This is a genomic window from Bartonella acomydis (assembly GCF_039543025.1).
Classification (GTDB): domain Bacteria; phylum Pseudomonadota; class Alphaproteobacteria; order Rhizobiales; family Rhizobiaceae; genus Bartonella; species Bartonella acomydis.
In genome coordinates, this window is the sequence record NZ_BAABIY010000012.1 from 18865 (window position 1) to 44331 (window position 25467).

A 25467-nucleotide genomic window follows, 5' to 3' on the forward strand; every position below is an offset into this window, starting at 1 on the left:
TCATATTTCCCCTTAACATATAACCTTGTCTGTCCCTTGCCAAGGGATGAGAGAATGTTTATTGTCTTTTAGAGTGATTTTTCTTTATCTTTTCACCTCAATATTAAAAAAAGGTTCCACAATATTTACAAAAGCGGCATCTTCACGCAAAAAAATCCACTCAAAAGGCGCCATAATGCGTTTCACGATAATATTTTGTTGAAAAACAGCAGAGGTCATCAATTCTGGAATATCATATCCCTGCTCATTTGAGAGCATCAACAAGGATTGCAAAGAGGAAAAATGAGGTTTTTCGAGAGCAAAAGGACTGTTTTTTAAGAAAGATTTTAGCTGTTTTAAACCTGCTGCTCCAACCTTTATAGCACTGGCACCGCAATTGGTAATCTGATAGCGTCCATCCCATAAAAAAGTTATTCCTGGCTCAACAACGGCCTCTTTCATATTTCGCGATTCACGCCAAAGAGCGATTCCACTGCAATTACACTCAATAACAGATCCCGCATAAGTAAAACGCCGCTTTTCTAATGAATGGAAACGAAGTTTTTGCACAAGAGTGATTAATTTTTGCCCAGAAAGCAAATAAGCCCCCCCTCCCATCAACACGGCAAAGAGCCCTACAACGAACGGAAAACCGGGATGCTGCTGCAAGAATGGTACAGGTTTTGCAATAAAACAACGTCCATATTCCACCATAATATCCAGAGCCAAAATCAAATCGGCAATCATTTGAGCCTGTTGACGACGCTTTCCTGTTGCTTCACTTATTTTTTGAGCAATATCAGCAAAATTTTTGGAATGAAGAGATTGACGCACACGCACGCGTTCAAAATTGCAATTTTCATTGCTTGGATCATCAATCCACCTCTCTCCCTTAAAGCGTAAATAAGCACGCAATGTTTGACGATTAACTAAAAGCAGCGGCCGAATCAAACGTATTTTTCGACGCAACACCGCCTCGCGTGCCATACAAGATAATCCACGCGCAGACATTAGCCCATGTTTTTTTTCAGCAATAACATCGTTGTTTTGCGCAAAATTTTCTCCAGCTTCTGTATAATAAACTCCATCACGCATATACTCAAAGGTCTCGCCCCGTAAAGCACTGGCAGGCTCCCACGCACAACTCTCATCATACTCACCCGCGAAGGTCTCTCCTTGCAAATTCTTACTCTTCTTGAGACGCCAAGAACGCATCTGATAGGTTTCTACCTGATCATTGAGCGTATGCCCTGTCATAATAAGCGTTGCACCTTGTTTTTGCGCCTCTTTAAATAAGAGATCATAGCGTGCAATACGAGCACTTGAAACGATATGTGTCTTTGGTTTTTCCCCCTCCCATCGCACAGTAACATGTTGAATGCGATGGGCACGACAAATTTGCGCAACGATTGCAGCTTCTCGTGCGGATTCTTCACGCAATTGATGATCAACAGTGACAGCAATAATTTCTGGAGGGACAGAGAGAGTTTTTAAATGGTCTTTAACTAAAAACAGCAAAGCCAAAGAATCACTCCCCCCAGAGACCGCAAGAATCAACTTTTTACACAGAACAAAATCCGATGTTTTAAAAAGATTGCCAGCTAGTCTCATACACACCGTGAATGACCTTACCTCTTACTTTATAGGTTTACAAAAAACAGCCTCTAAGCTTTTAGGGTGTTTTGCTTTTTTTGCAAAAAGTGCACATGTTTCTTTATTTTGCTCAAGAGCAACCATACTCCTTGCCAATTTCAGCAAAATTTCAGAGGTATAGGCTTTCTTTTTATCTGCATACCATACGTTAAGATAAACTTGCGCTGCCTCATGATAGCGTTTTTGCCCCAACAAAGATTCTGCCAACCAGAACAAAGCATCCTCACCTAAAGGATCTGTTTTATAACGCTGTTGAAAAGCACAAAAGGCTTTTTCAGCTTCCCCATAGTTAGCAGCAAGCAGAGAATCGTAGCCTTTTTTATACAATGTTTTGGCAGAGAACTGAGAGGAATCTTGACCCTGCTGCAGTTTAACACCATCGCTTATTTCATGCGCTTTCTCTAAAAGGTTTTGGGCATTCTGCAAATGATCTTCATGGTCATGGCTTTCCACCTTAGTATCATTTTTCTCGTTGATTGCCTGAAGCTCACCTATCTGGTCTTTTACAGCCGGCAAATTTTCACCCTCTCTAACATTCTCAAAAGCACAAGAATAAACAGAGGAGTCTTTTTTATCAAAAAGCTGATGGAATTGTTTTTGAACAGTTTTCAGATTATTATGTTCAAGCACCGTTCGTATATTATGCAAGAGCTTATCCAAATCATAATCTTTGAACAAAACCTTCTGTTTTTCTAAAATAGATTCTCGGCTTTGCAGCGCTCCCTGAACAGAAAGAGCCGTAGCAGCTTTTTCTCCCGCACTACCTGCTTCTCGTTTCACTGCCTCAGTGGCTTTTTCCGCCACATCGGCTGCTTTTTCTGCGGCACTACCTGCTTCTCGTTTCACTGCCTCAGTGGCTTTTTCCGCCACATCGGCTGCTTTTTCTGCGGCACTACCTGCTTCTCGTTTCACTGCCTCAGTGGCTTTTTCCGCCACATCGGCTGCTTTTTCTGCGGCACTACCTGCTTCTCGTTTCACTGCCTCAGTAGCTTTTTCTGCCATATCGGCTGCTTTTTCTGCAGCACTACCTGCTTCTCGTTTCACTGCTTCAGTAGCTTTTTCTGCCACATCGGCTGCTTTTTCTGCGGCACTACCTGCTTCTCGTTTCACTGCCTCAGTAGCTTTTTCCGCCACATCGGCTGCTTTTTCTGCGGCACTACCTGCTTCTCGTTTCACTGCCTCAGTGGCTTTTTCCGCCACATCGGCTGCTTTTTCTGCGGCACTACCTGCTTCTCGTTTCACTGCCTCAGTAGCTTTTTCCGCCACATCGGCTGCTTTTTCTGCGGCACTACCTGCTTCTCGTTTCACTGCCTCAGTAGCTTTTTCCGCCACATCGGCTGCTTTTTCTGCGGCATGAGAATCCGTATTATCTTTAGAATATTGGCTAAACCAGCGCGCGCCACTTTGAACAGACGAAGCAGAACAGAGCATGAGAACGACCAAGTAAAAGGCAATTCTCCAATTTTTTTTACAACAGATCGACATACATTCCTCCCCTTAGAGCTTTAATTGTTGATATTACTTAAGTGTTGTAACAGCACGTCGATTTTGGTTCCAACAGGAAATATCATCACAAACTGCTACAGGTCTTTCTTTCCCGTAGGAAATCGTTTGAATCCGTTGTGCAGACACACCAAGAGAGATTAAATACTCACGCACAGCAACAGCACGACGCTGTCCCAGTGCCAAATTATATTCACGCGTTCCACGCTCATCAGCATGTCCTTCAATCATAATAGAATAGGAAGGATAACGAAGCAACCATTCTGCTTGACGCATGAGAATAGTTTCAGCATCAGAATCAATGGAAGAAGAATCAAGACTAAAAAAGACGCGATCTCCAACATTCACAGTAAATTCTTGTCCCGAACCTGGAGCTCCCTGATTGAATCCGGCATAATTTAAATAATCACTATTCAAAGCACCGCCACGTCTTTTGTCACAACCAACCAATGCCAATGAGCAAAACAAAACCACGGCGAAATGATGAAGGATAATCTTTGGAATAGAGCGCATTTATTAATTCTCCTTGAACGAGTAAACAGGATACTTTAAAAAACAGATTTTTTCAAAAGCGCTTTTAAGAATAGTTGCAAATTCCTAACGAAGAAAAAATTTTTCCTGACATTTTTATCTGATATTAAATTTTATCTCAACCACTTTACCTTCATGCAGTGCTTCTCAGCACAGAGAAGTTAGGTTTTTAGCGTTAAGCATCTTTTTCTGGATCATCATCCTGACGGCTTTTTTGTAGTGCATTGAGTTTTGCAAAAACTTTATCTGCATCAAAACTCTTATTATGATCATTTTCCTGCAAATCTTCATGAAGATCAACATTTTCTGTGACGGATGCTGGAAGCAGAGATCTATCCCCCTCAACAAAAGCAGGGCGATTTTTTGCTGCACGTTGGAGTTCAAAATCCAAATCAATTTGTGAGCATAGCCCCAATCCTACGGGATCAAAAGGCACCAAGTTCGCACTATTCCAGTGGGTTCTATGGCGAATTTGTTCAATGGTTGCTTTTGTTGTTCCAATTAATCGTGCAATCTGTGCATCTTTCAACTCAGGATGATTTGTCACCAACCATAAGATACCATTTGGACGATCTTGACGTCGAGATAGCGGGATATAGCGCGCACCTTTACGTTTTTTTTCAGGGATGCGCACTCTTGACTCAGAAATTTTCAAGCGCGCATTCTTATCAGCTTCTACCCGAGCGATTTCACTGCGTGTCAATTGTCCAGAATTAATAGGATTAAGACCTTTAATACCATGAGCAGCCTCGCCATCGGCAATAGCCTTCACTTCCAACACATGTAATTTACAAAACTCTGCAATCTGATCAAAAGAAAGAGCAGTGTTATCAACCAGCCAAACAGCTGTAGCTTTGGGCATCAAAAGTTGCGTTGCCATCTCTATACTATCCTCTCACTTCGCCTCTCTTAATGTATTATTGAGGCAGGTTATTGCCCACTCTAGAGCACTGGAGCCTTTATTCTTAAATCTTATATATCAGGTTCTCTTCACCCACTGTTTAATTAAAGCGAGGTATGAAATAAACCACTTTTGCCGTGAAATAAGATCTGTTATAGCCTGTTTTTTGTTGAACGACAAGACATCTCTCTTTTCATGATCATCAACAGAATCTCTTTACCTTTAAAGTGAATTTTCTTATAAAGGGTTTATTTGATCATCTCTTCTTGAGACTTCGGCACGTTTATTCTGGTAAGGTACGTGTTTTATCCCCTAAAATGAGGGACACTACATCCGGAAAAAAGCCCTCAAACTGGAAGGAAAACTATGGCAGGTCACTCACAATTTAAAAATATTATGCACCGTAAAGGGCGTCAAGATGCAATGCGTTCGAAAATATTTTCTAAGCTTGCTCGGGAAATTACCGTTGCAGCCAAACAAGGTGCTCCTGATCCAGCCATGAATCCACGCTTAAGGCTTGCTATTCAAAATGCTAAGGCACAATCGATGCCAAAAGACAATATTGAACGTGCCATAAAAAAAGCCTCAGGGGGTGATGTCGAACATTATGATGAAGTCCGCTATGAAGGCTATGGACCAGGGGGAGTTGCTGTCATAGTTGAAGCTTTAACAGATAACCGCAACCGCACTGCTTCCAATGTACGCGCTGCCTTTACCAAATCAGGTGGAGCACTTGGCGAAACAGGCTCGGTCAGTTTCATGTTTAATCGCATTGGTGAAATCATCTATAAACCGGAAACAGGAACAGCTGACCACATCATGGATGCCGCCATCGAAGCGGGTGCTGATGATGTGCAATCAGAAGAGACCGGACACCACATTACCTGTGCCTTTGAAGACATTGGCGAAGTTTCTAAAATGCTTGAAGCCAAACTTGGCGAAGCAGAATCGATTAAAACCATTTGGAAAGCCTCCACCCTTGCACCCATAGATGAAGAAAAAGCTTTATCCGTTTTACGGCTTATTTCAACATTAGAAGAAGATGATGATGTGCAAAATGTCTATGCCAATTTCGATGTCAGCGATGAAATTTTAGTAAAATTATCGATTTAATCCTTAAAGGCGCTCATCCCTATGTGCCCTTTACCATGAGAGTAGCATCCGTTTGGCGCCATAACAGCACCATAACCTCTCCCTCACAAAAAGACCAAGCCCCACACAATAAGAATGAGGCAAATGGAGTACTTCATACAAACGAAAATATTTTCTGCAAAAAGCATCAAAACGCTTTCAAGAATTTTTTCATAAGATGGGCAAATTTCTGCATCAGTCCAGTCTCTTTTCCTCAAGAAGCAATTTTGCCAAGAAATTTCACCAACGGCAAAACCATAAAAGAAGAGAAATTTGCCTAATTTTTGCTCAATCGCATTCTTTTAATCAGATTATAAAGCCAAAAAAATCAACGTTCTTAAAGCCATAGAGATGATTTTTATGCACAAGAACAGCTACACTTTCCCATTGTTTGATTTTCTTGCACCAATGACTTTTATTGCATATTAAGCAATGGGGACCATGCTGGATCAGAAGCATCATTGGGGGTCGGCAATTGGCGCTCATTTCGTCCCGTAATATCGATTGTATAAAGTTTGGGCCCCATGCCTGGATTTTTGCGAAAAAACATCAGGACACGTCCATTAGGTGCCCAAGTTGGTCCTTCATTGTGAAAACCGGTGGTTAAAATCCGTTCTTCTTGTCCATCAGGGCGCATCACACCGATAGAGAATTGCCCCTCTGATTGCTTTGTAAAAGCGATATAATCCCCACGTGGTGACCAAATAGGTGTAGAATAACTGCCCTCACCGGAAGAAATGCGCCGAATATTGTTACCATCTGCATCCATTGTGTAAATTTGTGGCTTTCCGCTGCGGTCCGATGAAAAGACGATTTGTGTTCCATTAGGTGAATAAGAAGCGGATGTATCAATGGCGGAGGTTGTTGTAAGCCTGGTCATTGTACGTGTACGTAAATCCATCGTGTAAAGATTTGCGCTTCCGTCATTTTGCAACAAACTCATGATCACTTTTTGCCCATCAGAAGAAAAACGCGGCGCAATGGTCATATTGTTAAAGGTCCCGATCAACTCCCTTTGCCCCATTTCAATTTGTTGCAAATAAACATGAGGTATTTGATTGCCCTCATAAGCCATATAGGTAATTTCTTGCCGTTTGGGTGAAAAGCGAGGGGTCAGAATTAATTCACTGCCATCAGACATATAGATCAAATTTGCGCCATCTTGATCCATAATGGCTAAGCGTTTAATACGTGCATTTTGCGGTCCCGTTTCATCTATAAAAACAATCCGTGTATCAAAATAACCACTTTCTCCTGTCATTTCGCTATAGATCTCATCAGCGATCATATGTGCAACCCGTCTCCAACGTTCTGTAGCAGTATAAAAACGCCGACCTTTGAGTTGACGCTGTCCAAAAACATCCCATAAACGAAAATCCACCCTCAATCGCCCATCAGTTTCTCTCATCACTTGCCCGGTCACCAAACCTTGTGCTTTTATTCTTTGCCAACGAGCAAAAGACGGATACCGATTGGGATCAGAGATTTTTTCGAAAAATCTTACCTTATCAAGCGGTAAAAAAAGCCCTGACCGTTCAAGATCGGCTGTAATGACGGCTGCTATTTTAAAACCTATGGAATCATTAGAAATAAAATCAGTAATTGCAATGGGAATGGGATTAAAGTCAGCATGAGAGATTGTACCTTTTAGTTGTGCATGAACCGATGAAAAACTCAAAAGCCACAAACCGCAAGTGACAATAAACCAAGAAAAAAATTTATGTCTCGTCATAGTCATCATGGCATGTATCCTTTATATATTTTTGAGGGTTATTGAGAATAAAATATATTTTTCTCTCATCGTGTTATTTCCTGAAGGGGATCAACATTAAAATCAAAGCCTTGACCCCACAAATCATATTGATCGCGCGGCAGATCCGCATAAGGTTGGCATGAAAAAACAGCTGCATACACCTGCCTTATCATAATAGTTTGTTGGCTCTCTGCTCCACTTAAAGGCTCAATGACAGGCTCTCCCATAACCATTCCTTCACGATTGAGAGTAAATCGCAATCGCACAATCGGACGGTTTTTTAAATCACCACCAAGTGCCACAAGTTTAAGCTTCTGTTGAATACACCCCCCAACCATAGTGACCAATGTTTGTGCCATTTTTGTGATATCGTCAATATTTTTTCTTGCCCCCAAAGCTTCTGGCGTACTGGAACGTTTTGCTCCCCCTCCTTGTGTACGTGCATGATTCAAGAGATTATTTTCCTCCATTGCCAAAATATCTTCAATGGTCTTGTTATTCCTTTGTTGATTTTTTTTACTTCGTGCTTGCGCACTTTGCATTTTCGCTTCTCTGGCTGGTTTTGGTTTAAATTGTGGAAGAAGAGGTCTTTCTGGCAAAACAATTTGACGTTCCTGCGTATGTTTTGTTTCCTGCTCTACAGGCACTTTTTTGAGCGGCGGAACCAATTTTTGTGGTGAGATCACTTGCTTATTTTTGCTCACCTCCTCTGGGGGTTTTTCTACAAACGGCTCTGACATCTCAAAGGGTGGCTTCTCCGGCACAGCCTCTGCTTTTTCCTCTGGTGTCTCTACAGGCTTCTCTGGCACGGCCTCTGCTATCTCCTCTGGTGCCTCTACAGGCTTCTCTGGCACGGCCTCTGCTATCTCCTCTGGTGCCTCTACAGGTGTTACTGTTTTTGTCTCTGCTCGTTCTTGCTTCATCAATTCTTCTGAAGGTTTTTCCGCTGTTTTCTCTTGTCCCCATAGTGAAGCAGCTGTCTCAATGAGCCGAGGTTTTTCTTTTTCTTTAAAAGGCATAAGACTGTCTATTTTTCCTTCTCCAACATGGCGTGCCTCTTCTTTTTCCTGAGGTTTCGTGGCGGGTTTGACAGCGGGAATGGCGCGCACAGGTGCATCTACAGCACCCTGTTGAGAGGAAAGCTCTTCACCCAAAGGTGCAAGAGTGATGGGAATGGCTTCCAACTGTTGTGGTAAAGAAACGGGATTAATGAAGGTAACAGCCCCCCAGACAAGAACAATAACATGGATGACAAGGGATAAAGCCAAACCTCGTTTCATGCTATGATAAAAGTCTTTGTTCATCTCCATGCCTTGCATTTTTCATATTTATTACTCTCTGACTATTTTGCAGACAACATGTGATGGATTATCATCATTTTATTGTGCAAGACTTGCTAAAGCAACTTGTGAAAAGCCTGCTTTTTGCAAATCGGCGAGCAGCTTTAACACTTGTTGATATTCGATTGTTTTAGCAGCACGCACAAAAATACGTTGTTTTTTTTGTGCAGGATCTGTTTCGAATTGGCTTTTGAGTTGTGCAATTAAAGCCTCCGATGTGTCGTAATAATCTTGATTAATGGCAAAACGCCCCTGCGCATCGAGTGAAACGGTGAGTGGTGTTTTTTCCATTTGTACAGGTCCGGCTTGACTATGCGGCAAATCGAGAGGAACACCATTGACCAAAAGTGGCGCAGAAACCATAAAAATAATGAGCAACACCAGCATAACATCCACAAAGGGTGTCACATTAATCTCGCTCATCAATTGACGCCGTGCATGATGCCGTCTGCGTGTTTTTTCTCCAGAAGAAGCAACAGAAACGCCCATAAATATTCCCCTTATGATGATGAATTGGCTGTACGTGTTTCATCAATACGCCGTGAAACAATTGTTGAAAATTCATCGGCAAAATTTTCTATTTGTGCAATAATTTGTGCACTTTCATTAATCAATTTGTTATAAGCAATAACGGCAGGAATTGCTGCAAACAAGCCAATAGCGGTTGCCAAGAGTGCTTCAGCAATACCTGGTGCAACAATCGCCAGCGAAGTATTTTGAGAGGCTGAAATAGAAAGAAACGAACCCATAACCCCCACCACGGTACCAAAAAGACCGATAAAAGGTCCCGCTGATCCAAGAGTTGCAAGAAAGCCTAATTTTGATTCTATTTTTGCGCTTTCACGCCCCAACGTCAAATCCATAGCCTTATCAATTCTACTTTGCAAACTTATTGATGTATGAATTCCTTTTTCAAGGGATTTTTTCCATTCCGACATAGCAGCCATAAAAACGGCTGATATACTGTTGGTGCGCTGGCTTTTACATTCTGCATAAAGATCTTCCAGCGCCTTTCCAGACCAAAAGGTGCGTTCAAATTTTTTTATTTCACGCCGTATTCTCCGATAGGTAAAGATTTTATCAAAAATAATGGCCCAGCTCCATACGGAAGCCAATAGCAACAAAATCATCACAATTTTAACGACGAAACCCGCTTGCATAAACAAATGCAATATCCCAATCATCTCTGGATTCGTGAGCTCTACCTGCGGCATAGTTTTGTTCCTCTAAACGACAAGGTTTATTTCTGAAATGGAATAAAGCAGATTGTTTTATAGTTTCTAAATTTATAAAAATAATTTCACTCTCTCTTTCGCCAAGGTTATCTATACAATATAATTTTTTGAACAGAGTACAGTTTTAAAACACAATTGTTGAAAACAGCCCTTTGGGTAAACGACGTGGTTTTCCTTTTTCATTAATAAGAGCAATTTCAACTTTTGCTGTTACCAACATCTTCTCTTCATGAAGAATATATTGTTCCATAACAAAGCGTGCCCCTTGCATACGGTTGATACGTGTTCTAATTGTTAAAAGATAATCGATTTGTGCTGGTCGTGAAAAATTGATATCCATATGACGGACAACAAAAAACAACTTTTCCCCCTCAACACCTGAAGCTAACATTTTGTTATTAAAACCTGTATCGCGTAAAAACTCTGAACGTCCACGTTCAAAGAACTCTAGATAACGTGCGTGATACACCACACCAGAGAAATCTGTATCCGCAACATAAACGCGTACCTGAAAATCATGAAAACCATTTGTATGGTTGCATTTAAAAGATTTTGTTCCAGTCATCTGCCCCATCCATAAAATAAAATTGTCTAAAATCATGCGTTATTGCGTTATGTGAGCAGTTGACTGCGCCTTTGTGGTAAAAAAGTGAAAGTGGGAACATAAAATCCTCATTGCTCCAAATTTTTTCTGTAAATATTGCGCACAGACATTTCCCCATTACAAATATAAATCTCTTTCCATTATAGATATCAAACTATTTTACGGTTTGTGCTTAGGAAGATATCTTAATCCTCTTGCTCATCCCATAAAGTGGGCTGAAGTGTAGGATTGTCCTTTGTGTCGAGCAATTGTGCGCGCTTTTGTGATGAAATCTGGACAGGAGGAGCAGAAAGCCCTAGATGACTCCAAGCTTTTTCTGTTAGCATACGCCCACGAGCGGTGCGTTGTATAAAGCCTTTTTGGAGAAGATAGGGTTCAACAATATCTTCAAGAGCATCACGCGGTTCTGAGAGAGCAGCAGCAATGGTTTCAATACCCACTGGCCCTCCTAAAAAAGTTTCAGCAATCAGTAGCAAATAGCGACGATCAAGTGGATCGAGTCCAAGATGATCCACTTCAAGGCGCAAAAGTGCTTCATCGGCAACTTTACGGTCAATTTTTTCTGCCCGTCGCACCAATGCGAAATCGCAAACCCGCCGTAAAAGCCGTCCGGCAATTCGTGGCGTACCGCGTGCTCGTCGTGCGATTTCATGGGCACCATCTTCACTAATCTGGACAGCAAAAAGCCGTGCATTGCGTTGAACGATATATTCCAATTCTTCTATAGTATAAAAATTGAGACGAATTGGAATGCCAAAACGGTCTCGCAATGGTGTGGTTAAAAGTCCCAAACGGGTGGTTGCCGCCACCAAGGTAAATTTCGCAAGATCAATTTTCACCGAGCGCGCAGCAGGTCCCTCCCCAATGATCAGGTCTAGTTGATAATCCTCCATGGCTGGATAAAGGATTTCTTCAATAGCCGGATTTAAACGGTGAATTTCATCAATAAACAGCACGTCGCGTTCTTCTAGATTGGTCAAGAGAGCAGCTAAATCTCCTGCTTTGGCAATGACCGGTCCTGAGGTTGAGCGAAAATTAACTCCCAATTCTTTAGCCATAATTTGTGAGAGTGTTGTTTTTCCAAGGCCTGGTGGTCCAACAAACAACACATGATCGAGAGCTTCTTGGCGTGCTTTTGCAGCTTCAATAAATATTTTTAAATTGGCCCGCGCTGCTTCTTGTCCAATAAAATCATCGAGAACTTGCGGCCTCAAAGAACGATCTGGATCGTTAGGCAGGGGAGCAGCATCCAAAAGGCGTTGATCTTCATCTTTGTGCATTGTAACCTTTTATTCAAGTAGGAGGAGAAAGCAATTTAAGACTATGGCGAATAAGCAGTGCGGCAGAAAGCGTTTCGCCTTCAAGAGCGTTCATCGCTAAAGCAAGAGCCTGCGCTGCTTTCTCTCGTTCAAAACCGAGCTTGAGCAAAGCAGAAAGTGCTTCATTTGTAGGTTGATTTGTCACCTCCAAATGAGGAACAGCAGAACTACGAAGCGCGTTTTCGTTAAAAGGAAGCGTTTTGCTTTTTAGTTCGCGGACAATTCTTTCACTGACTTTTTTACCAACGCCTGGAGCACGACTGATCATTGCAACATCGTTGAGAGCAATTACTTGTGCCAATTCATCTGACGAAAAAGTGCCCAAAATTGCCAAGGCCACCTTAGCCCCCACACCAGGAACATTTTGCAGCATGCAAAACCATTCTTGTTCAACTCTTGTTGCAAAACCAAAAAGGCGAATGGCTTCTTCACGCACATGAGTTTCAATAAAAAGACTTAACGCCTCTCCAACAGCTGGTAAAGAAGAACGTAGCCGATTTGACACAAAAACAACATAACTCACCCCATGAACATCAACAAGAATATGATCATCAAAGATATGTTCAAGAGTCCCTTTCAATTTTCCAATCATGCTGTAATTCCAATCATATCACAACCTTTATAGGATAAGATTTATTGACACCCTTACAGCACACAGGCAAACAAAGAGCAAACACCTCCGCCCCACCACTGTTATCAAATTCAGCACGTAGCAGCAAAATCTTTATTATCATACCATAAACAGCAAAGCTGTATTGAAAAAAACTCTGTAATTTGTCGTTCATGCCATAACCTTTAAACGATGAGAGAAACTAGTACGGTGCATGCTGTGGCATAGAGCAAGCGCAAGCGCATCAGCTGCATCACTGCTATCAAATTCAGCCCGTGGCAGCAAAACCTTTACCATCATATGAATTTGTTCTTTATCGCCATGTCCAACACCAATAACAGATTTTTTGACTTTATTTGGAGCATATTCAAAAACGGGAAGATTTCCTTGTGCAGGAACCAGTAGAGCAATAGCACGCGCTTGTCCAAGTTTTAGCGTTGCTGTAGCATCTTTATTAACAAACACATGTTCCACGGCGGCTTCATGGGGCATAAATTGATGGACAATCTCTGAAAGTCCTCTGTAGAGCTGGCATAACCGAGAAGCAAGATCACAGCGTACATCAGAAGAAAGCGTTCCCGCTGCCACAAATTGAAAGCGATTACCGGAGAGATCGATAACACCCCACCCTGTACGCCGTAATCCGGGATCAATACCTATAATACGAATCGTCTCTGCCATAATTTTTAGTTTATACAGTTTTTCTGCGCTTTAAAAGATATGAGAAGGCTAAGAAAACAAAGCAAACACACCGCAAAATGCAGCAAAATGGCTGAAATGCGTCTTAAGAAATGCGCACATAACAAAGGAACAAGCAATGTGCTGGCAAATTTTCCCAGTAAATTTTCTAAGAATGCCTAAATGCTGTTTTCAGCAATTCGATTTGTTTGCCTACTGGATTATCTTCTTCCAAAACATCAGCAGAACCATTTTCCTTGCCAATACGCATATATTGCATACGTGCCTCCAAACGCAATGAGCGCGCAACAAAGTAGCGGAAAAGTTCTGGTAACTCTTGCCAATGGGCATTTTCCGATTGCAAGGTTGGTGTATGAAGCGAGACTTTAGCGAGTTCTTTTTGTATTTGTTCTAGTGTCATTTCTCCTTCGCGCTCGGCACGAAGTAAGAGGAGTTGAGAAGCAATTTGCATCAACCTTGTGCTTAAATACATAGCTTCCTTGGCATAGATTGCAGAAATTTCTGTTGAAAAAGAACGCGCTGCAAATTTCCCTTCTGTATCAATATAAGTCGCAGTTTCTTCAATCAACGCCATTGTTTCTTCATAAAGGCGGTTAAAAGCATTTTCGAAAGCATCATGTTCGATCATGATAATGGGTTCATCATAAGGACGTTTATATACGCTCACGCTTTTATACTCCAAATATCAACACAAAAATTACAACACTCAACGAAATGATAATTAAAAAGTTTCTTTATCTCAAAAAGTTTCTTTTAATCTAGCTTGTGTAGAATGCTTTTTTAAATTGAGTACCTCTTTTAAAACTCTCATGCAACGCGCTTTTTATACTAAGGTTAACGTCTCAAAATCCTAAATGTTACGAACAAAAAGATCTACTTGAGGAAAACCGTTGCACAGATCGACGCTTTTCCCAATAATAGGCGATAGCAAATTGCAGAGCAATACCACTTATGATCAAGAGACTATCGGAAAAAAACGTTGCTGTCATCACTGTTTTTAAAATTTGTCCCAACATAGCGAAAACAGTGCCTGTCATAAAAACGGGGAGACTATGTTTGCCTAAAATTGCTAAAGGATTTTTCTTGGAGACATAAAACCAATTATGCAAGCGTGGCAAACAAAGGATCACGGTTGCCATTGCAAGAATATGGAACAAGCGCGGCAAACTTAAAAAGCTTTTATTAAAATTAAGCAAAGGAGAAGACCAGCCAAGCCAGCCCAAAACTCCCCACCAATTCAAACGCACCCATAACAAGGACAGCACAAGATAGAAAACTGCCACCACAACGACAAAAGGCTGAAAAGCGATGCTTTTTCCTTGTTTGAGAGATACAGTGCTGGTGAATCCTATGACAAATAACAATTGCCAAGACAAAGGATTTAGAAACCACTGTCCCTGTATGGGGTAAGAAGGGGGCGCAATTTCATAAAATCCGCAAACCAAATAGAGCATAAACGAGCCCAAAAGCAGCAGCCCTTTATGTTTAGCGCTGCAATAAAGAACAAAAGGAGCAAACAGCATCAAGACCATATAAAGTGGCAAAATATTATTATAACCCAATTGATGCCCCAAGCTTAAGCTATGCAAAAATGCCGTGAGTGGTTGGCTAACAAACAGCCCTATGTTGTTCATCGATAACAATTTTTCTTCCCGCCATAATAAAAAGGCAGCAAAAAAAAGGCTTAAAGTGACAAAGGTGGTAAAAAGATAGGCGCCATAAAGCTGCAAAGCTCTGTAGCAAAGTTTACGCACAATGAAAGAAAACGATTTGTATTGTAAACGCGCATGGAAACTGAGTCCAAGAGAGACGCCTGAAAGCAAAACAAACACCTCCGCTGAATCTGAAAAACCGAAATTTCTATGGGTGATAGATTCATAGAGGGTTCCGGGAATATGATTGATGAAAATCGTCAATAAAGCGAAAGAACGAAAAACATCAATACGTGTATCACGATCCACAAGATGGGTATTATGGTTTAAAACGCTTTGGTAACCCATCAATGAACCCTTAAAAATCACAAAAACAATCGTTTATTTTAGCAAAGAACCTTTATAAAATGAAGCTTTAATTATAAGAGTCAAATTTCTTTATTGAAGAGTTGAGGATTTTTGTATGACAAAACAAGAGAATAAATTGGTTGTTTCCCCTTCTTTTCCTCAATTGGTTTTGACATTAGACGTTCGGCGCACCATCATGCCTGCTTTTTTACAGCCAATTTTACAAACAAAGTCTTTTGCATGCGTGATTGTTTATGACTCTAAAACGGGTGATGAAGCTTTTTTACAAAAACAAGCGCAAACTTACGTACAAGATATTCAAAACCATGGCGCAGCTCTGCTCATTGCTGGTGACAGCCGCATTGCAGGGCGTATCAAGGCTGATGGTTTGCATATAGAGAATGATCTTAATGCTCTTGTTCAAGAGCATCCTCAAAAAAAGGAACAAAAGATCATCGGCTTTGGCAATATCCGTAATCGCCATAATGCCATGGTTGCAGGAGAAGCCGGTGTTGACTATTTATTCTTTGGCAAACTCGGCGCTGATAAAAAGCCGCATCCGCATCCACGCAATTTGCAACTGGCAGAATGGTGGGCAGAGATCATGGAAATCCCCGCCATTATCCAAGCAGGCAGCGACTTTGCAAACTTTGATGAAGTGCTAAAGACGGCCTGTGAATTTATCGCCGTGGAAGAAGTCGTCTTTGGAAACAACAATCCCTTGCCGCTTCTTAAAATGATGCAAGAAAAATGTAAAAACACACCCTTGTAATATGGGGGGAAAACATCAAAACAACATACACGCAGAACACACAATCCCTCACCTAACTTGTACTAAGCCAACAAGAATACATGCAACAAACAGGCAAGAGACGATTTTGTGAAAAATTATAAACAGACCGAAGACACAAGATATCCAAACCTATAATGGTGTCATTCCAGCATCATGAGAGGCTTTTTCCTTCACCATAATTTCACATCTGCATACAAAGAAGAGAACAAGCCGTTTTTCTATCTTACGTTAAGAATGGTTTTAGACGTCCCATAAAAATTTGAGAGGCAGAAAGCTTTCTTCATTTTTATTGCCAATCCTCTCAAATTACTTTATGAATGAAAGGGTGTTTTGGTCGCATACGCACCGACCAATAGGGCTCTAAAACCCAAAACCTAAACATGAATTTACCCTGCTTTGCAGGTATCCCGGAATTCCGGGAGATTTTGCTATGTCCAAGCGCTTACCAGCACTAAAAGCAAAATGCTGATTTAGGTTCAGTTTTAGACTCCCGGAATACCAATGCGAGGGCGCTCGCAATCAGCGGGAGGGGGAAATGCAAGGTAAAAATCCTCATAACGACATTTTCATTGGTAAAAAAATTCGCTTGAGACGAAACATGCTGAAAATGACTCAAAAAGCCTTAGGTCAACATTTAGGCGTAAGCTTTCAACAAATTCAAAAATATGAAAAAGGCTTAAATCGTGTGAGTGCCGGACACCTGCAGGAAATTGCTGATATTCTTAATGTCCCCATAGCCTTTTTCTATGCCAATACCTCCACAAAACAATATACGCCCCACTCTCATGATGACATCATCTCCAGCAGAGAGGAATATCTGCTACTCAAAAGATTTAGAGTCCTCACGACAGTAAGACGCAGAGCAATTTTACAATTGCTCTGTGATCCTAATGAAAGCTTTTAAACATCATGCATGCCCCACAGACTTTATTCACCCTAAAGGCTCTGTGCATCTGCATGCATGACTCAATTAAAGCAGCTCCCTTTACGAGTATGTTTTAATGACATTAAAAATGCTCCAATTCCCCTAAAACAAGGCTGTGTTCATTTTTATTGCCAATCTTCTCAAATTACTTTATGAATAAAAGTGTGTTTTGGTCGCATACGCACCGACCAATAGGGAAAACAAGCCCGAAACCTCGATACATAAAAATTACCCCACTTATGTGGGCATCCCGGGATTCCGGGAGATTTTGCTATGTCCAAGTGCTTACCAGCACTAAAAGCAAAATGCTGATTCGAGGTCAGTACTTGTTACTCCCGGAATACCAATGCGAGGGCGCTCGCAACCGGCGGGAGGGGGAAATGCAAGGTAAAAATCCTTATAACAACATTTTCATTGGTAAAAAAATTCGCTTGAGACGAAACATGCTGAAAATGTCTCAAAAAACATTAGGTCAACATTTAGGGGTCAGCTTTCAACAAATTCAAAAATATGAAAAAGGCTTAAATCGTGTGAGTGCCGGACGCCTGCAGGAAATTGCTGATCTTTTAAATGTCCCCATAGCCTTTTTCTATGCCAATACCTCGACAAAACAACATGCACCCGCTTCTCATGATGACATCATCTCCAGCAGAGAGGAATATCTGCTGCTCAAAAGATTTAGAGTTCTAACCTCTGTAAAACGCAAAGCAATTTTACAATTGCTCTGTGAACAAAATGAAAGCTTTTAAACACCATGCACACGCCCCCAAAACTCTGATCACCCTAAAGGCTATGTGCATCTGCATACATCACACATTCTTGAAAAACATCTCCCAAAGAGCAGCGCTTAAAAATTTATTGGGTAAATCTGGAAGAGTACCATGCAATTTTTATTTGTCTGTTACACATAAGTTTTCAGTCTTATGAAAAATAATAACAGTTCTTTAAACAATGTATAAATATTGATGAATAAACACTTGATGAGGTAACGATATGTAGTAGTATAACGATAGAAAAATTGTTTTTCTTATCTCGTGTGAAAGCTTCCTAAGAGAAAGTAAAAATAAAAAGGGGAATGAAGATGTTAAAATATTTATTTCTGCCACCACTTGTGTTGGCAGCTGGTTGTGCATCTGTAGGGGTTTACTCATCAAATTATGTTGGTCAAGGTATTACGAAGAATACTGCAAAATTCATTGCTAATGATTATATTAGCAGTATTAAAAGACCTTTACCACCAGCGACAACAACAATTCTTATAAAGAAAAGTAATACAGCAGACAATTTTACGCCTTTATTTGTCGATTTGTTGCGGCGAACTGGATATAAGGTGATTGATACAGATCAACCCCAAAAGCAGAAAAACATGGGGGTGGCTTTGTTTTACACACTAACACCAAAGGCTGATGGACGTATAATTTCTGTTCTTCAGTATGATTGGCTTGGAGAACCAAGTTATTATCTACGTATTTATCAGAATAAATAAACCCGCTCTTTGAAGATGGGCATTCTCTCTCTTTCAGCTGTAAAGATTGAAAAATTTTTATGAGAAACAAAGAGATTTACATCTCATCTTAACGACTTTAACAAGTGCTCCTACACCCGAAATGTTGGAAGCACTTAGCCTTTAAAAGGCATGTCTCTTAAAGGTGAACTTACAAAATACCATTCTATAGGTAAATAGAAATTGGCATGTTCTTTTTCGCTTTATGCAACGAGCACAGTAGTAAACAGAGATGATAAAAGCCTCACATTTGTTCAAGAGCAAAGCGATTTTACAACTTGAAATGATAAAAGAAAAATGTGAGAATTCTTGAATATGATGAGGAGAAAACATCCATGAGAAAAAAAAGCATAAGACTGCTTATCGTGGGGGTGTTTTGTTTTATAAGTGCTATTACTGATGCAAATTCCAGTAAAATGGCTGAAGAATTCTCCTATCTTGAACGTTCTTTGAATACGATTCAATCCCCGTCAAAGACGCAAGAACCTTTCCATCCCTTACAAGCTGGAGAATATGATCAAGCCTATGACTATTACATCCAAGGCTATTATCTGAAAGCTTTTCGTGAAGCACTGCAACGCGCTGAACAAAATGATCCCTTTGCCCAAACTCTGCTTGCGCGAATTTACATGGAAGGATGCGCCGTTCCCATAGATGGCGCACGTGCCGCTTTGTGGTTTGGGCGTGCCGCAAAACAAGGCGAACCCCAAGCGCAATTGCGCTATGGTCTCATGTTATTTGATGGCAATTTTATTTCCCAAAACCAAGAATTGGGGGAACAATTTATTCGTAAAGCTGTAGATGCTGGCGTTAAAGAAGCCTATTTTTATTATGGAGAATTGCTGCTTTACAAAGTCGCACAGGAAAAGCAAATTCTTGCTGGCGTTAGCGCACCAAATCGCGAAAATGAAGCAATCGAACAAGCCTTAAAATGGTTTTTAAAAGGTGCTGCCCTTGGTGATTCCGAAGCTGCTTTTGCTGCAGCAAAAATTCTCTCGTTAGGAACCCTCACACGCCCCAAAGATGATAACAACGCACGCAAACTCATGGAAGTTGCAGCACAAAACAAACATTCCCCGGCGCAAATTTTGTTGGCACAATGGCTCATACAAGGTCGTGGTGGAGAAACAGATTACCCACGTGCTTTTCATTTACTCCTCAGCAATGCCAGCAATATGATAGCCCCAGCACAGGTTTCTCTTGCCAGACTTTATCGCGATGGCATAGGCACAAAAAGCGATATGATAAAGGCAGCAGCATGGTATATGCTGGCACAGCAAGCACACATCCAAGCACCTGATCTTGAACTTATGCTTGAGGGATTAGATAAAACACAACTGGAAAAAGCGCGCAAAGAAGCAGCAAATCTCCTTACGGTTTTTTAAAACGCCCCTCCACCAGCACAGATTTCTTTTAAAAATCCTATCAAGCAGCACCTTATCGAACGAGAACTTTATCGTGATGAAAGGCACAACAAGCAAGAGGATAAAGAGAGCTCTCTCTATTTTCTTGCTATGCAAACAGCGCCTGATCTTGATGTTTGCAGGCTGATACAAAACACAATTGGCAAAAGTGAACAAAAAGCAAGAATGATATTCTTTGCTTCTCAAAGAGGTCAAATCCCCCAAAGTTGCAAAAAATCCCCAAAAAATCTTGAGGCAAATTTTTAAAAAGCTTGCGTCTTAGCGCTTTTTATGGTCTTGCAAAGAATTGAAAAGCAAAAATCTTATAAAAGCTCTTTTTTTGCGATGCTGATTAAGGCTTTTTTTTCTGTAAAACCTCTGAAAAAGTCCCCCTAAACAGGGTCAAGAGCAAAAAAAGATATGCTACAAAGATCATGAAAAAAGCTCACTATAAGACCACAAGGGGTCAAAGACAACAAAAGAGCGCAGATAGCAAGGGATCGTTAGAGGAACAAACACAGAGCTTTTTTTGCAGGAATAGAATTGGATAGAAACGATGAAGATTAATGGCAATGAAATTCGCCCTGGGAATGTAATTGAACATCAAGGCAGCCTATGGGTTGCTGTCAAATGCAACGCTGTAAAACCAGGAAAAGGTGGGGCATTTAACCAAGTTGAAATGAAAAATTTGCTTGATGGTACAAAACTTAATGAACGCTTTCGTGCTGCTGAAACAGTAGAGCGTGTACGCCTTGAACAAAAAGATTTTACCTTTCTTTATCAACAAGGTAATGCTCTTGTCTTTATGGATTCGGAATCCTATGAACAATTGGAATTGCAAAAGGATTTTGTTGGTGACCGTGCTGCCTTTCTCCAAGATGGCATGACTGTCACAGTTGAGCTTTATCAAGAAAAGCCCATTGGCATATCGCTGCCGGATCAAGTTGTGGTAACGATTGCCGAAGCTGATCCTGCCATCAAAGGACAAACGGTGACCTCCTCTTATAAACCTGCCATTCTTGAAAATGGCATTCGTATTCTTGTTCCACCCTTTATAAATGCTGGGGAACGTGTCATTGTCGACACCAACGAGTTGATTTATTTGCGTCGTGCAAATGATAAAGGATAAATAAAGGAAGAAACATGGCCCATTCTGCAATCATGAATGTCATGGTGCAAGCTGCGATGAAAGCAGGACGCTCTCTCGTGCGTGATTACGGTGAAGTGCAAAATTTGCAAGTATCTTTGAAAGGGCCAGCCGATTATGTCAGCCAAGCAGATCGTAAAGCGGAAAAAATTATTTTTAATGAATTAAGCAAAGCACGCCCCAAATTTGGTTTTTTAATGGAAGAATCTGAGGAAATCATTGGTGAAGATTCCCAACATCGTTTTATTGTTGACCCTTTAGATGGCACTACCAATTTTCTCCATGGCATTCCTTTTTTTGCTATCTCCATTGCTTTAGAGAGTCAGGGAAAGATTGTTGCCGGTGTCATTTATAATCCGGTGGGAGATGAACTTTTTACCGCTGAACGCGGTGGTGGCGCTTTTTTTAATGATAGGCGTTGCCGCGTTTCTGCACGGCGCAGATTAGAAGATTGTGTCATTGCCACGGGCATGCCTCATTTTGGTCGCCCAGGTCATGGAACCTATCTCATTGAACTGCGCAATGTGATGGCGGAAGTTTCTGGACTTCGCCGTTTTGGTGCTGCAGCCCTTGATTTAGCCTATGTTGCTGCTGGCCGCACCGATGGCTTTTGGGAAGACAATCTGCAAATTTGGGATATGGCTGCTGGAATCTTGATGGTTCGTGAAGCCGGTGGTTTTGTCACCGATAAAGAAGGCGGCAACGATATCTTCCGCAAAAAGAACATCATCGCTGGCAATGAACACATTCGCACCAAGTTAGAAAGAGTTCTCAAAAAAGGCATTTAGACCTTATCGCCTTTTTTAAAAGCCTCTTCAAACCTCCCGCCGCAAAGAGGCAATAACAAGCCAATATTATTAACGCTGTTTTTTAACTTCCCCTGCAAACACGTGAGCAAACGAAAAACACAACAAAACGCTTCAAGAAGCAACAATCATACCAAAAACAAGCCCCCTAATCTTCTTAAGAAATCATCCGTACACAGTGTAAAAGACGGACTGCAAACACCTCTTCTCTCTGCTAAGAGCTGCCGCATATGCCTCTCAAGAGTTTTTACTACTACAGAGTGCCAGAGATTCTAGCAAATTATTGCACTTCCCCCTTCATTTAAGCATTATCTCAGATAGTCTATAAAATGCTCACGAGATTTGTAGTAACAAAAATCCTTGTTCTCAAAAATCGCCTCCTGCATTTCTTTCTTAACCTTTTCTCGATCCTCTTTAATAGCTTCTTCCAATTTCTTTAGCTGTTCCTCACCGAAGATGATTTCTAATTTTGCCCTTAGATATCTTCTTTCAACGAGCTTCTCCCAAAAGATTAACCTATTATCACATTTCTCATTTGCTGCTTGCATCCATTCTCTAACGCCTAATTTGTAAGCTTTTTCAAATGTTGGAATCTCTTTAGCAACACATAAGCCCTTTTTCTTTTCCTTATCTCTCTCTTTACAAGTATTGATTACATCTTCAACTGTCGAATAATGGTAATCCTTATCAAAGGCAATATATCCCTCTTTCACCGTATCAATAAGCATCTTATAGTAAATGAAAGTTTTTCTTGCCGCTTTATAAGCACTGGAAATATCATACAATAATGAGAGAAGCTCTCTTTTACAAATGCATAGTAATTCAGAATCCCCCGGCATATTATAATACCAGCACGGCAGTATTTCTTCTAGCGTTTCATATTCCGTATATTTAGGTAGGTCTTCATAATAGATTTCCATAGATGCTAGCTCTTTATAGCACCCTGAAGCTTTATCTTTTTGTTGTTGTTCGTATTCCGCTGTAATCATATCATCAACTACATATAAACACCAATAAAGCGACAGCATTGTATGTTTATATCGCTTTTTTTCGTAAGAGGATCTACAAACTTTTGCAGAGAGAGCCTATTTTCTCTCATCAATCGTATTGCTTTTAAATAAGTTTCCCTAAAAGTTATTATGAACGCATTTATTTTTTTGATATGCTCAGCAGTGAATTCTTTTGTCAGCGCCTCACCATACAAAAGCTACGCATTTCCATATCCTTGCATACAAATATCTTTTACCATCAAAGGCCATGGTCCACTGGATTTAGAAGGTGGCCACTGTTTAGGACTTTTTATCTCCAGCACCCCCCTTTCCCAATGTCTTACTTCTTGGTTCCATTTTTTAATCCATTCTTTCGGTATTCTTCGCGTTTTTTGAAACAGTCTTTGTTCTTCTTGTGCAATAATATTTTGATATATTACTATTTCTCGACCACATAATTGCTCAAATTGTTTACTTAATTGCTTTTCCTGATGATCTGCTAACCAAAGATTATAGATTATACTTCCTGCTATGAATATTCCCCCTATAACTATGATAGCTTCACCCATTCTTGCTCTCTTTTATGCTCACCGACCTTTCTTATCGATTCCTCGATATTATATCATTATGTGTATATCTGTTCATAATAATCTATATATTCTATTTTATAAAAATAATATACAAAATATAGATGTTTTTATTGATAAAATAAAACAATTTGTATTTTTATACTGCTTTGGTGATTGATGCACTTTGAAAGAAAAGCCAGCACTCAACCTTGCTAAGCCTGCTTAAAAAGAGTGCTGTTTATTGCTCTTAAAAAGACGACTCTTTATCAAGAGCTTTTATTCGGGTGAAAATTGCAATTTAGCAAGGTATGCATAAACGCCATTTTTTGCCACAAGTTCTGCATGGGTTCCTTCTTCCACAAGGACGCCTTTATCCATTACAAGAATACGATCCGCTTTTAAAATTGTTGCCAAACGGTGCGCGATCACCAATGTTGTGCGGTTTTGCATCAGCCCTTCTAAGGCTTTTTGCACGAGTTTTTCACTTTTTGCATCTAAAGCAGATGTCGCTTCATCGAGCAGCAGCAGGGGAGCATTTCTTAAAATTGCCCGCGCAATACCAACGCGTTGTTTTTGCCCACCAGAAAGCATAGTGCCGCGCTCTCCCACTTCTGTATCCAAACCTTTTGGTAAAGCTTCAATAAATTCAAGGGCATTGGCAGCTTTAGCAGCGGCAATCACTTGTTTTTCCGTGACATTTTCAGTACCGAAAATAATATTATCGCGCAGCGTGCCATCAAAAATGGCAACATCTTGAGGAACATAAGAGATTGCACCACGTAAATCTTGTAAAGTAAGGCGATCAATCTCCACGCCATCCAGACGGATTTTCCCACTTTCTGGATCATAAAAACGCAGAATTAAAGAAAAAAGTGTGCTTTTCCCCGCCCCTGAAGCGCCAACAAAAGCAACGGTTTCACCCGCTTTAATAGAAAAGGAAAGGGCGCGTAAAACCTTCCTTTGTGGTCTAGAGGCATAAGTAAAATTAACCTTGTCAAAAACAAGTGCACCTTGAACGGGTTTTGCGAAAGAGACAGGCTTTTGTGGCGCTAAAATTTCGGGCTGTTCTTGCAACAATTCGGCCAATCGTTCAGCAGCACCTGCTGCTTGGATTAATTCAGCCCCTAATTCTGACAATTGCGCAAAAGTTGAGGCTCCAAAAACGGCATAGAGAACAAATTGACCTAAAGTTCCTGCTGTCATAGTGCCATTCAAAACATCTCGAGAGCCAATCCATAAAACAGCAACCACACTGCTAAAAACCAAAAAAATGGCAAAACCGGTAAAAAAGGAACGCAAGATCACAGAAGCACGCGCTGTTTGAAAAGCGTGTTCAATCAATTGCGAAAAACGTGTCGCAACAAATTTTTCAGCGGTAAATGCTTGCACTGTGCGAATAGCGCTGACCTGTTCGGTAGCCAAAGCATTGGCATCTGCGACACGATCTTGTGCCACACGTGTGCGTGTACGAACCCTGCGCCCAAAAAACACTAGGGGAATTGCTACAAAAGGTATAGCAAGTAGCACCAGAGCAGATAATTTGGCATTCGTGATAACCATCATCACGATTGCCCCCACCACCACAATGAGATGACGCAAAGCCGTAGAAGCGGTTGAACCAACGGCTAGTTTTATTTGTGTTGTATCGGTGAGGAGCCTTGAGACAAGTTCACCAGAATGAGACTTATCAAAAAAAGCAGGGGAAAGTTTCATAATATGGTTAAAAACATCACGGCGTAAATCGGCAACAATCCGTTCTCCCAAGGTAATGACACAATAATAGCGGCAAGCCGAAGCAAGCGCGAGCAGCAAAGCCAAAGCAAACAAAATAAAGAAATAAAAATTGATATGACCATGATTTGAAGTGGAAAAACCATGATCAAACATTTTGCCGATAGCAACAGGCAAAGCGAGCGTGACAAGAGCCGCAACAGCCAAAGCGATAAAAGCAAAGATAAACAACCAGCGATAACGCACAAGATAAGGACCGAAAGTTACAAGCGAAGAGAATGAAGATTTCTTTGCTGAAGGCTTTGCAGATTTTTTTAAATGATTGAGGAAATTCATAAGGTT

The 25467-nt window shown here is 40.9% G+C and carries 26 protein-coding genes; 8 read left to right on the forward strand and 18 right to left on the reverse strand.

Annotated elements, in window-relative coordinates:
* Window positions 1-84 precede the first annotated feature (84 nt).
* The 4 genes from tilS to ABD909_RS01955 all read right to left on the reverse strand — a co-directional run bounded on the left by tilS (window position 85) and on the right by ABD909_RS01955 (window position 4546).
* The gene (gene tilS / locus ABD909_RS01940) at window positions 85-1596 is read right to left on the reverse strand and encodes a tRNA lysidine(34) synthetase TilS (RefSeq protein WP_345096280.1); all 1512 of its coding nucleotides are present in this window, start codon (window positions 1594-1596) and stop codon (window positions 85-87) included.
* A gap of 18 nt (window positions 1597-1614) precedes the next feature.
* Window positions 1615-3117: a tol-pal system YbgF family protein gene (locus ABD909_RS01945; protein WP_345096281.1), complete on the reverse strand. Its 1503-nt coding sequence runs from the start codon at window positions 3115-3117 to the stop codon at window positions 1615-1617.
* 33 nt (window positions 3118-3150) lie between these two features.
* Window positions 3151-3648, reverse strand: coding sequence for a peptidoglycan-associated lipoprotein Pal (pal, locus tag ABD909_RS01950; RefSeq protein ID WP_345096282.1), 498 nt, complete (start codon window positions 3646-3648; stop codon window positions 3151-3153).
* Window positions 3649-3841: 193 nt separating this feature from the next.
* Window positions 3842-4546, reverse strand: a complete 705-nt coding sequence (locus ABD909_RS01955; protein WP_345096283.1) for a DUF1013 domain-containing protein — start codon at window positions 4544-4546, stop codon at window positions 3842-3844.
* Window positions 4547-4933: 387 nt separating this feature from the next.
* Here ABD909_RS01955 and ABD909_RS01960 point away from each other — a divergent pair, with 387 nt between their 5' ends.
* A complete protein-coding gene (locus ABD909_RS01960) occupies window positions 4934-5680 on the forward strand; it encodes a YebC/PmpR family DNA-binding transcriptional regulator (protein WP_345096284.1) in 747 nt (248 codons plus the stop codon).
* A 433-nt stretch (window positions 5681-6113) separates the two neighbouring features.
* On the opposite strand, the gene tolB is transcribed toward ABD909_RS01960, so the two are convergent.
* The 11 genes from tolB to ABD909_RS02015 form a co-directional block, all read right to left on the reverse strand.
* Entirely contained in the window at window positions 6114-7436 is a 1323-nt protein-coding gene (gene tolB, locus ABD909_RS01965; RefSeq protein ID WP_345096574.1) for a Tol-Pal system beta propeller repeat protein TolB, read from the reverse strand.
* A gap of 59 nt (window positions 7437-7495) precedes the next feature.
* Window positions 7496-8755, reverse strand: a complete 1260-nt coding sequence (locus ABD909_RS01970; protein WP_345096285.1) for a cell envelope biogenesis protein TolA — start codon at window positions 8753-8755, stop codon at window positions 7496-7498.
* A gap of 75 nt (window positions 8756-8830) precedes the next feature.
* Window positions 8831-9280 (reverse strand): protein TolR, encoded by a 450-nt coding sequence (gene tolR, locus ABD909_RS01975; protein ID WP_345096286.1) that lies wholly within the window; start codon window positions 9278-9280, stop codon window positions 8831-8833.
* Window positions 9281-9291: 11 nt separating this feature from the next.
* The gene (gene tolQ / locus ABD909_RS01980; RefSeq protein ID WP_345096287.1) at window positions 9292-10005 is read right to left on the reverse strand and encodes a protein TolQ; all 714 of its coding nucleotides are present in this window, start codon (window positions 10003-10005) and stop codon (window positions 9292-9294) included.
* 145 nt (window positions 10006-10150) lie between these two features.
* Complete coding sequence (ybgC, locus tag ABD909_RS01985) at window positions 10151-10591, reverse strand: tol-pal system-associated acyl-CoA thioesterase (protein ID WP_345096288.1); 441 nt, start codon at window positions 10589-10591, stop codon at window positions 10151-10153.
* 224 nt (window positions 10592-10815) lie between these two features.
* Window positions 10816-11910 (reverse strand): Holliday junction branch migration DNA helicase RuvB, encoded by a 1095-nt coding sequence (gene ruvB, locus ABD909_RS01990; RefSeq protein ID WP_345096289.1) that lies wholly within the window; start codon window positions 11908-11910, stop codon window positions 10816-10818.
* Between the two features lie 13 nt (window positions 11911-11923).
* Entirely contained in the window at window positions 11924-12541 is a 618-nt protein-coding gene (gene ruvA / locus ABD909_RS01995; protein ID WP_345096290.1) for a Holliday junction branch migration protein RuvA, read from the reverse strand.
* A gap of 13 nt (window positions 12542-12554) precedes the next feature.
* Window positions 12555-12734 carry a hypothetical protein gene (locus ABD909_RS02000; protein ID WP_345096291.1) on the reverse strand — a complete coding sequence of 60 codons (180 nt, stop codon included), beginning with the start codon at window positions 12732-12734 and terminating at the stop codon, window positions 12555-12557.
* Window positions 12731-13240: a crossover junction endodeoxyribonuclease RuvC gene (gene ruvC, locus ABD909_RS02005; protein ID WP_345096292.1), complete on the reverse strand. Its 510-nt coding sequence runs from the start codon at window positions 13238-13240 to the stop codon at window positions 12731-12733. The genes ABD909_RS02000 and ruvC overlap by 4 nt, the downstream gene beginning before the upstream one ends.
* A gap of 166 nt (window positions 13241-13406) precedes the next feature.
* Window positions 13407-13925: a DUF1465 family protein gene (locus tag ABD909_RS02010; RefSeq protein ID WP_345096293.1), complete on the reverse strand. Its 519-nt coding sequence runs from the start codon at window positions 13923-13925 to the stop codon at window positions 13407-13409.
* A 190-nt stretch (window positions 13926-14115) separates the two neighbouring features.
* Entirely contained in the window at window positions 14116-15258 is a 1143-nt protein-coding gene (locus ABD909_RS02015; RefSeq protein ID WP_345096294.1) for an OpgC family protein, read from the reverse strand.
* A gap of 115 nt (window positions 15259-15373) precedes the next feature.
* Here ABD909_RS02015 and ABD909_RS02020 point away from each other — a divergent pair, with 115 nt between their 5' ends.
* From ABD909_RS02020 to ABD909_RS02050, 7 genes are all read left to right on the forward strand, one after another.
* Window positions 15374-16030 (forward strand): thiamine phosphate synthase, encoded by a 657-nt coding sequence (locus ABD909_RS02020; protein ID WP_345096295.1) that lies wholly within the window; start codon window positions 15374-15376, stop codon window positions 16028-16030.
* Between the two features lie 556 nt (window positions 16031-16586).
* Window positions 16587-16955, forward strand: a complete 369-nt coding sequence (locus ABD909_RS02025; protein WP_345096296.1) for a helix-turn-helix domain-containing protein — start codon at window positions 16587-16589, stop codon at window positions 16953-16955.
* Window positions 16956-17356: 401 nt separating this feature from the next.
* Window positions 17357-17725 (forward strand): helix-turn-helix domain-containing protein, encoded by a 369-nt coding sequence (locus ABD909_RS02030; RefSeq protein ID WP_345096297.1) that lies wholly within the window; start codon window positions 17357-17359, stop codon window positions 17723-17725.
* A gap of 332 nt (window positions 17726-18057) precedes the next feature.
* Window positions 18058-18462, forward strand: coding sequence for a hypothetical protein (locus ABD909_RS02035; RefSeq protein WP_345096298.1), 405 nt, complete (start codon window positions 18058-18060; stop codon window positions 18460-18462).
* Between the two features lie 353 nt (window positions 18463-18815).
* A complete protein-coding gene (locus ABD909_RS02040; RefSeq protein WP_345096299.1) occupies window positions 18816-19865 on the forward strand; it encodes a tetratricopeptide repeat protein in 1050 nt (349 codons plus the stop codon).
* 574 nt (window positions 19866-20439) lie between these two features.
* A complete protein-coding gene (gene efp, locus ABD909_RS02045) occupies window positions 20440-21012 on the forward strand; it encodes an elongation factor P (RefSeq protein ID WP_345096300.1) in 573 nt (190 codons plus the stop codon).
* Between the two features lie 14 nt (window positions 21013-21026).
* Window positions 21027-21818, forward strand: coding sequence for an inositol monophosphatase family protein (locus tag ABD909_RS02050; protein WP_345096301.1), 792 nt, complete (start codon window positions 21027-21029; stop codon window positions 21816-21818).
* Window positions 21819-22144: 326 nt separating this feature from the next.
* Here ABD909_RS02050 and ABD909_RS02055 read toward each other — a convergent pair whose 3' ends face one another.
* The 3 genes from ABD909_RS02055 to ABD909_RS02065 form a co-directional block, all read right to left on the reverse strand.
* Entirely contained in the window at window positions 22145-22825 is a 681-nt protein-coding gene (locus ABD909_RS02055) for a hypothetical protein (RefSeq protein ID WP_345096302.1), read from the reverse strand.
* Between the two features lie 218 nt (window positions 22826-23043).
* Complete coding sequence (locus tag ABD909_RS02060; RefSeq protein WP_345096303.1) at window positions 23044-23394, reverse strand: hypothetical protein; 351 nt, start codon at window positions 23392-23394, stop codon at window positions 23044-23046.
* 276 nt (window positions 23395-23670) lie between these two features.
* A complete protein-coding gene (locus tag ABD909_RS02065; protein ID WP_345096304.1) occupies window positions 23671-25461 on the reverse strand; it encodes an ABC transporter transmembrane domain-containing protein in 1791 nt (596 codons plus the stop codon).
* Window positions 25462-25467 lie beyond the last annotated feature (6 nt).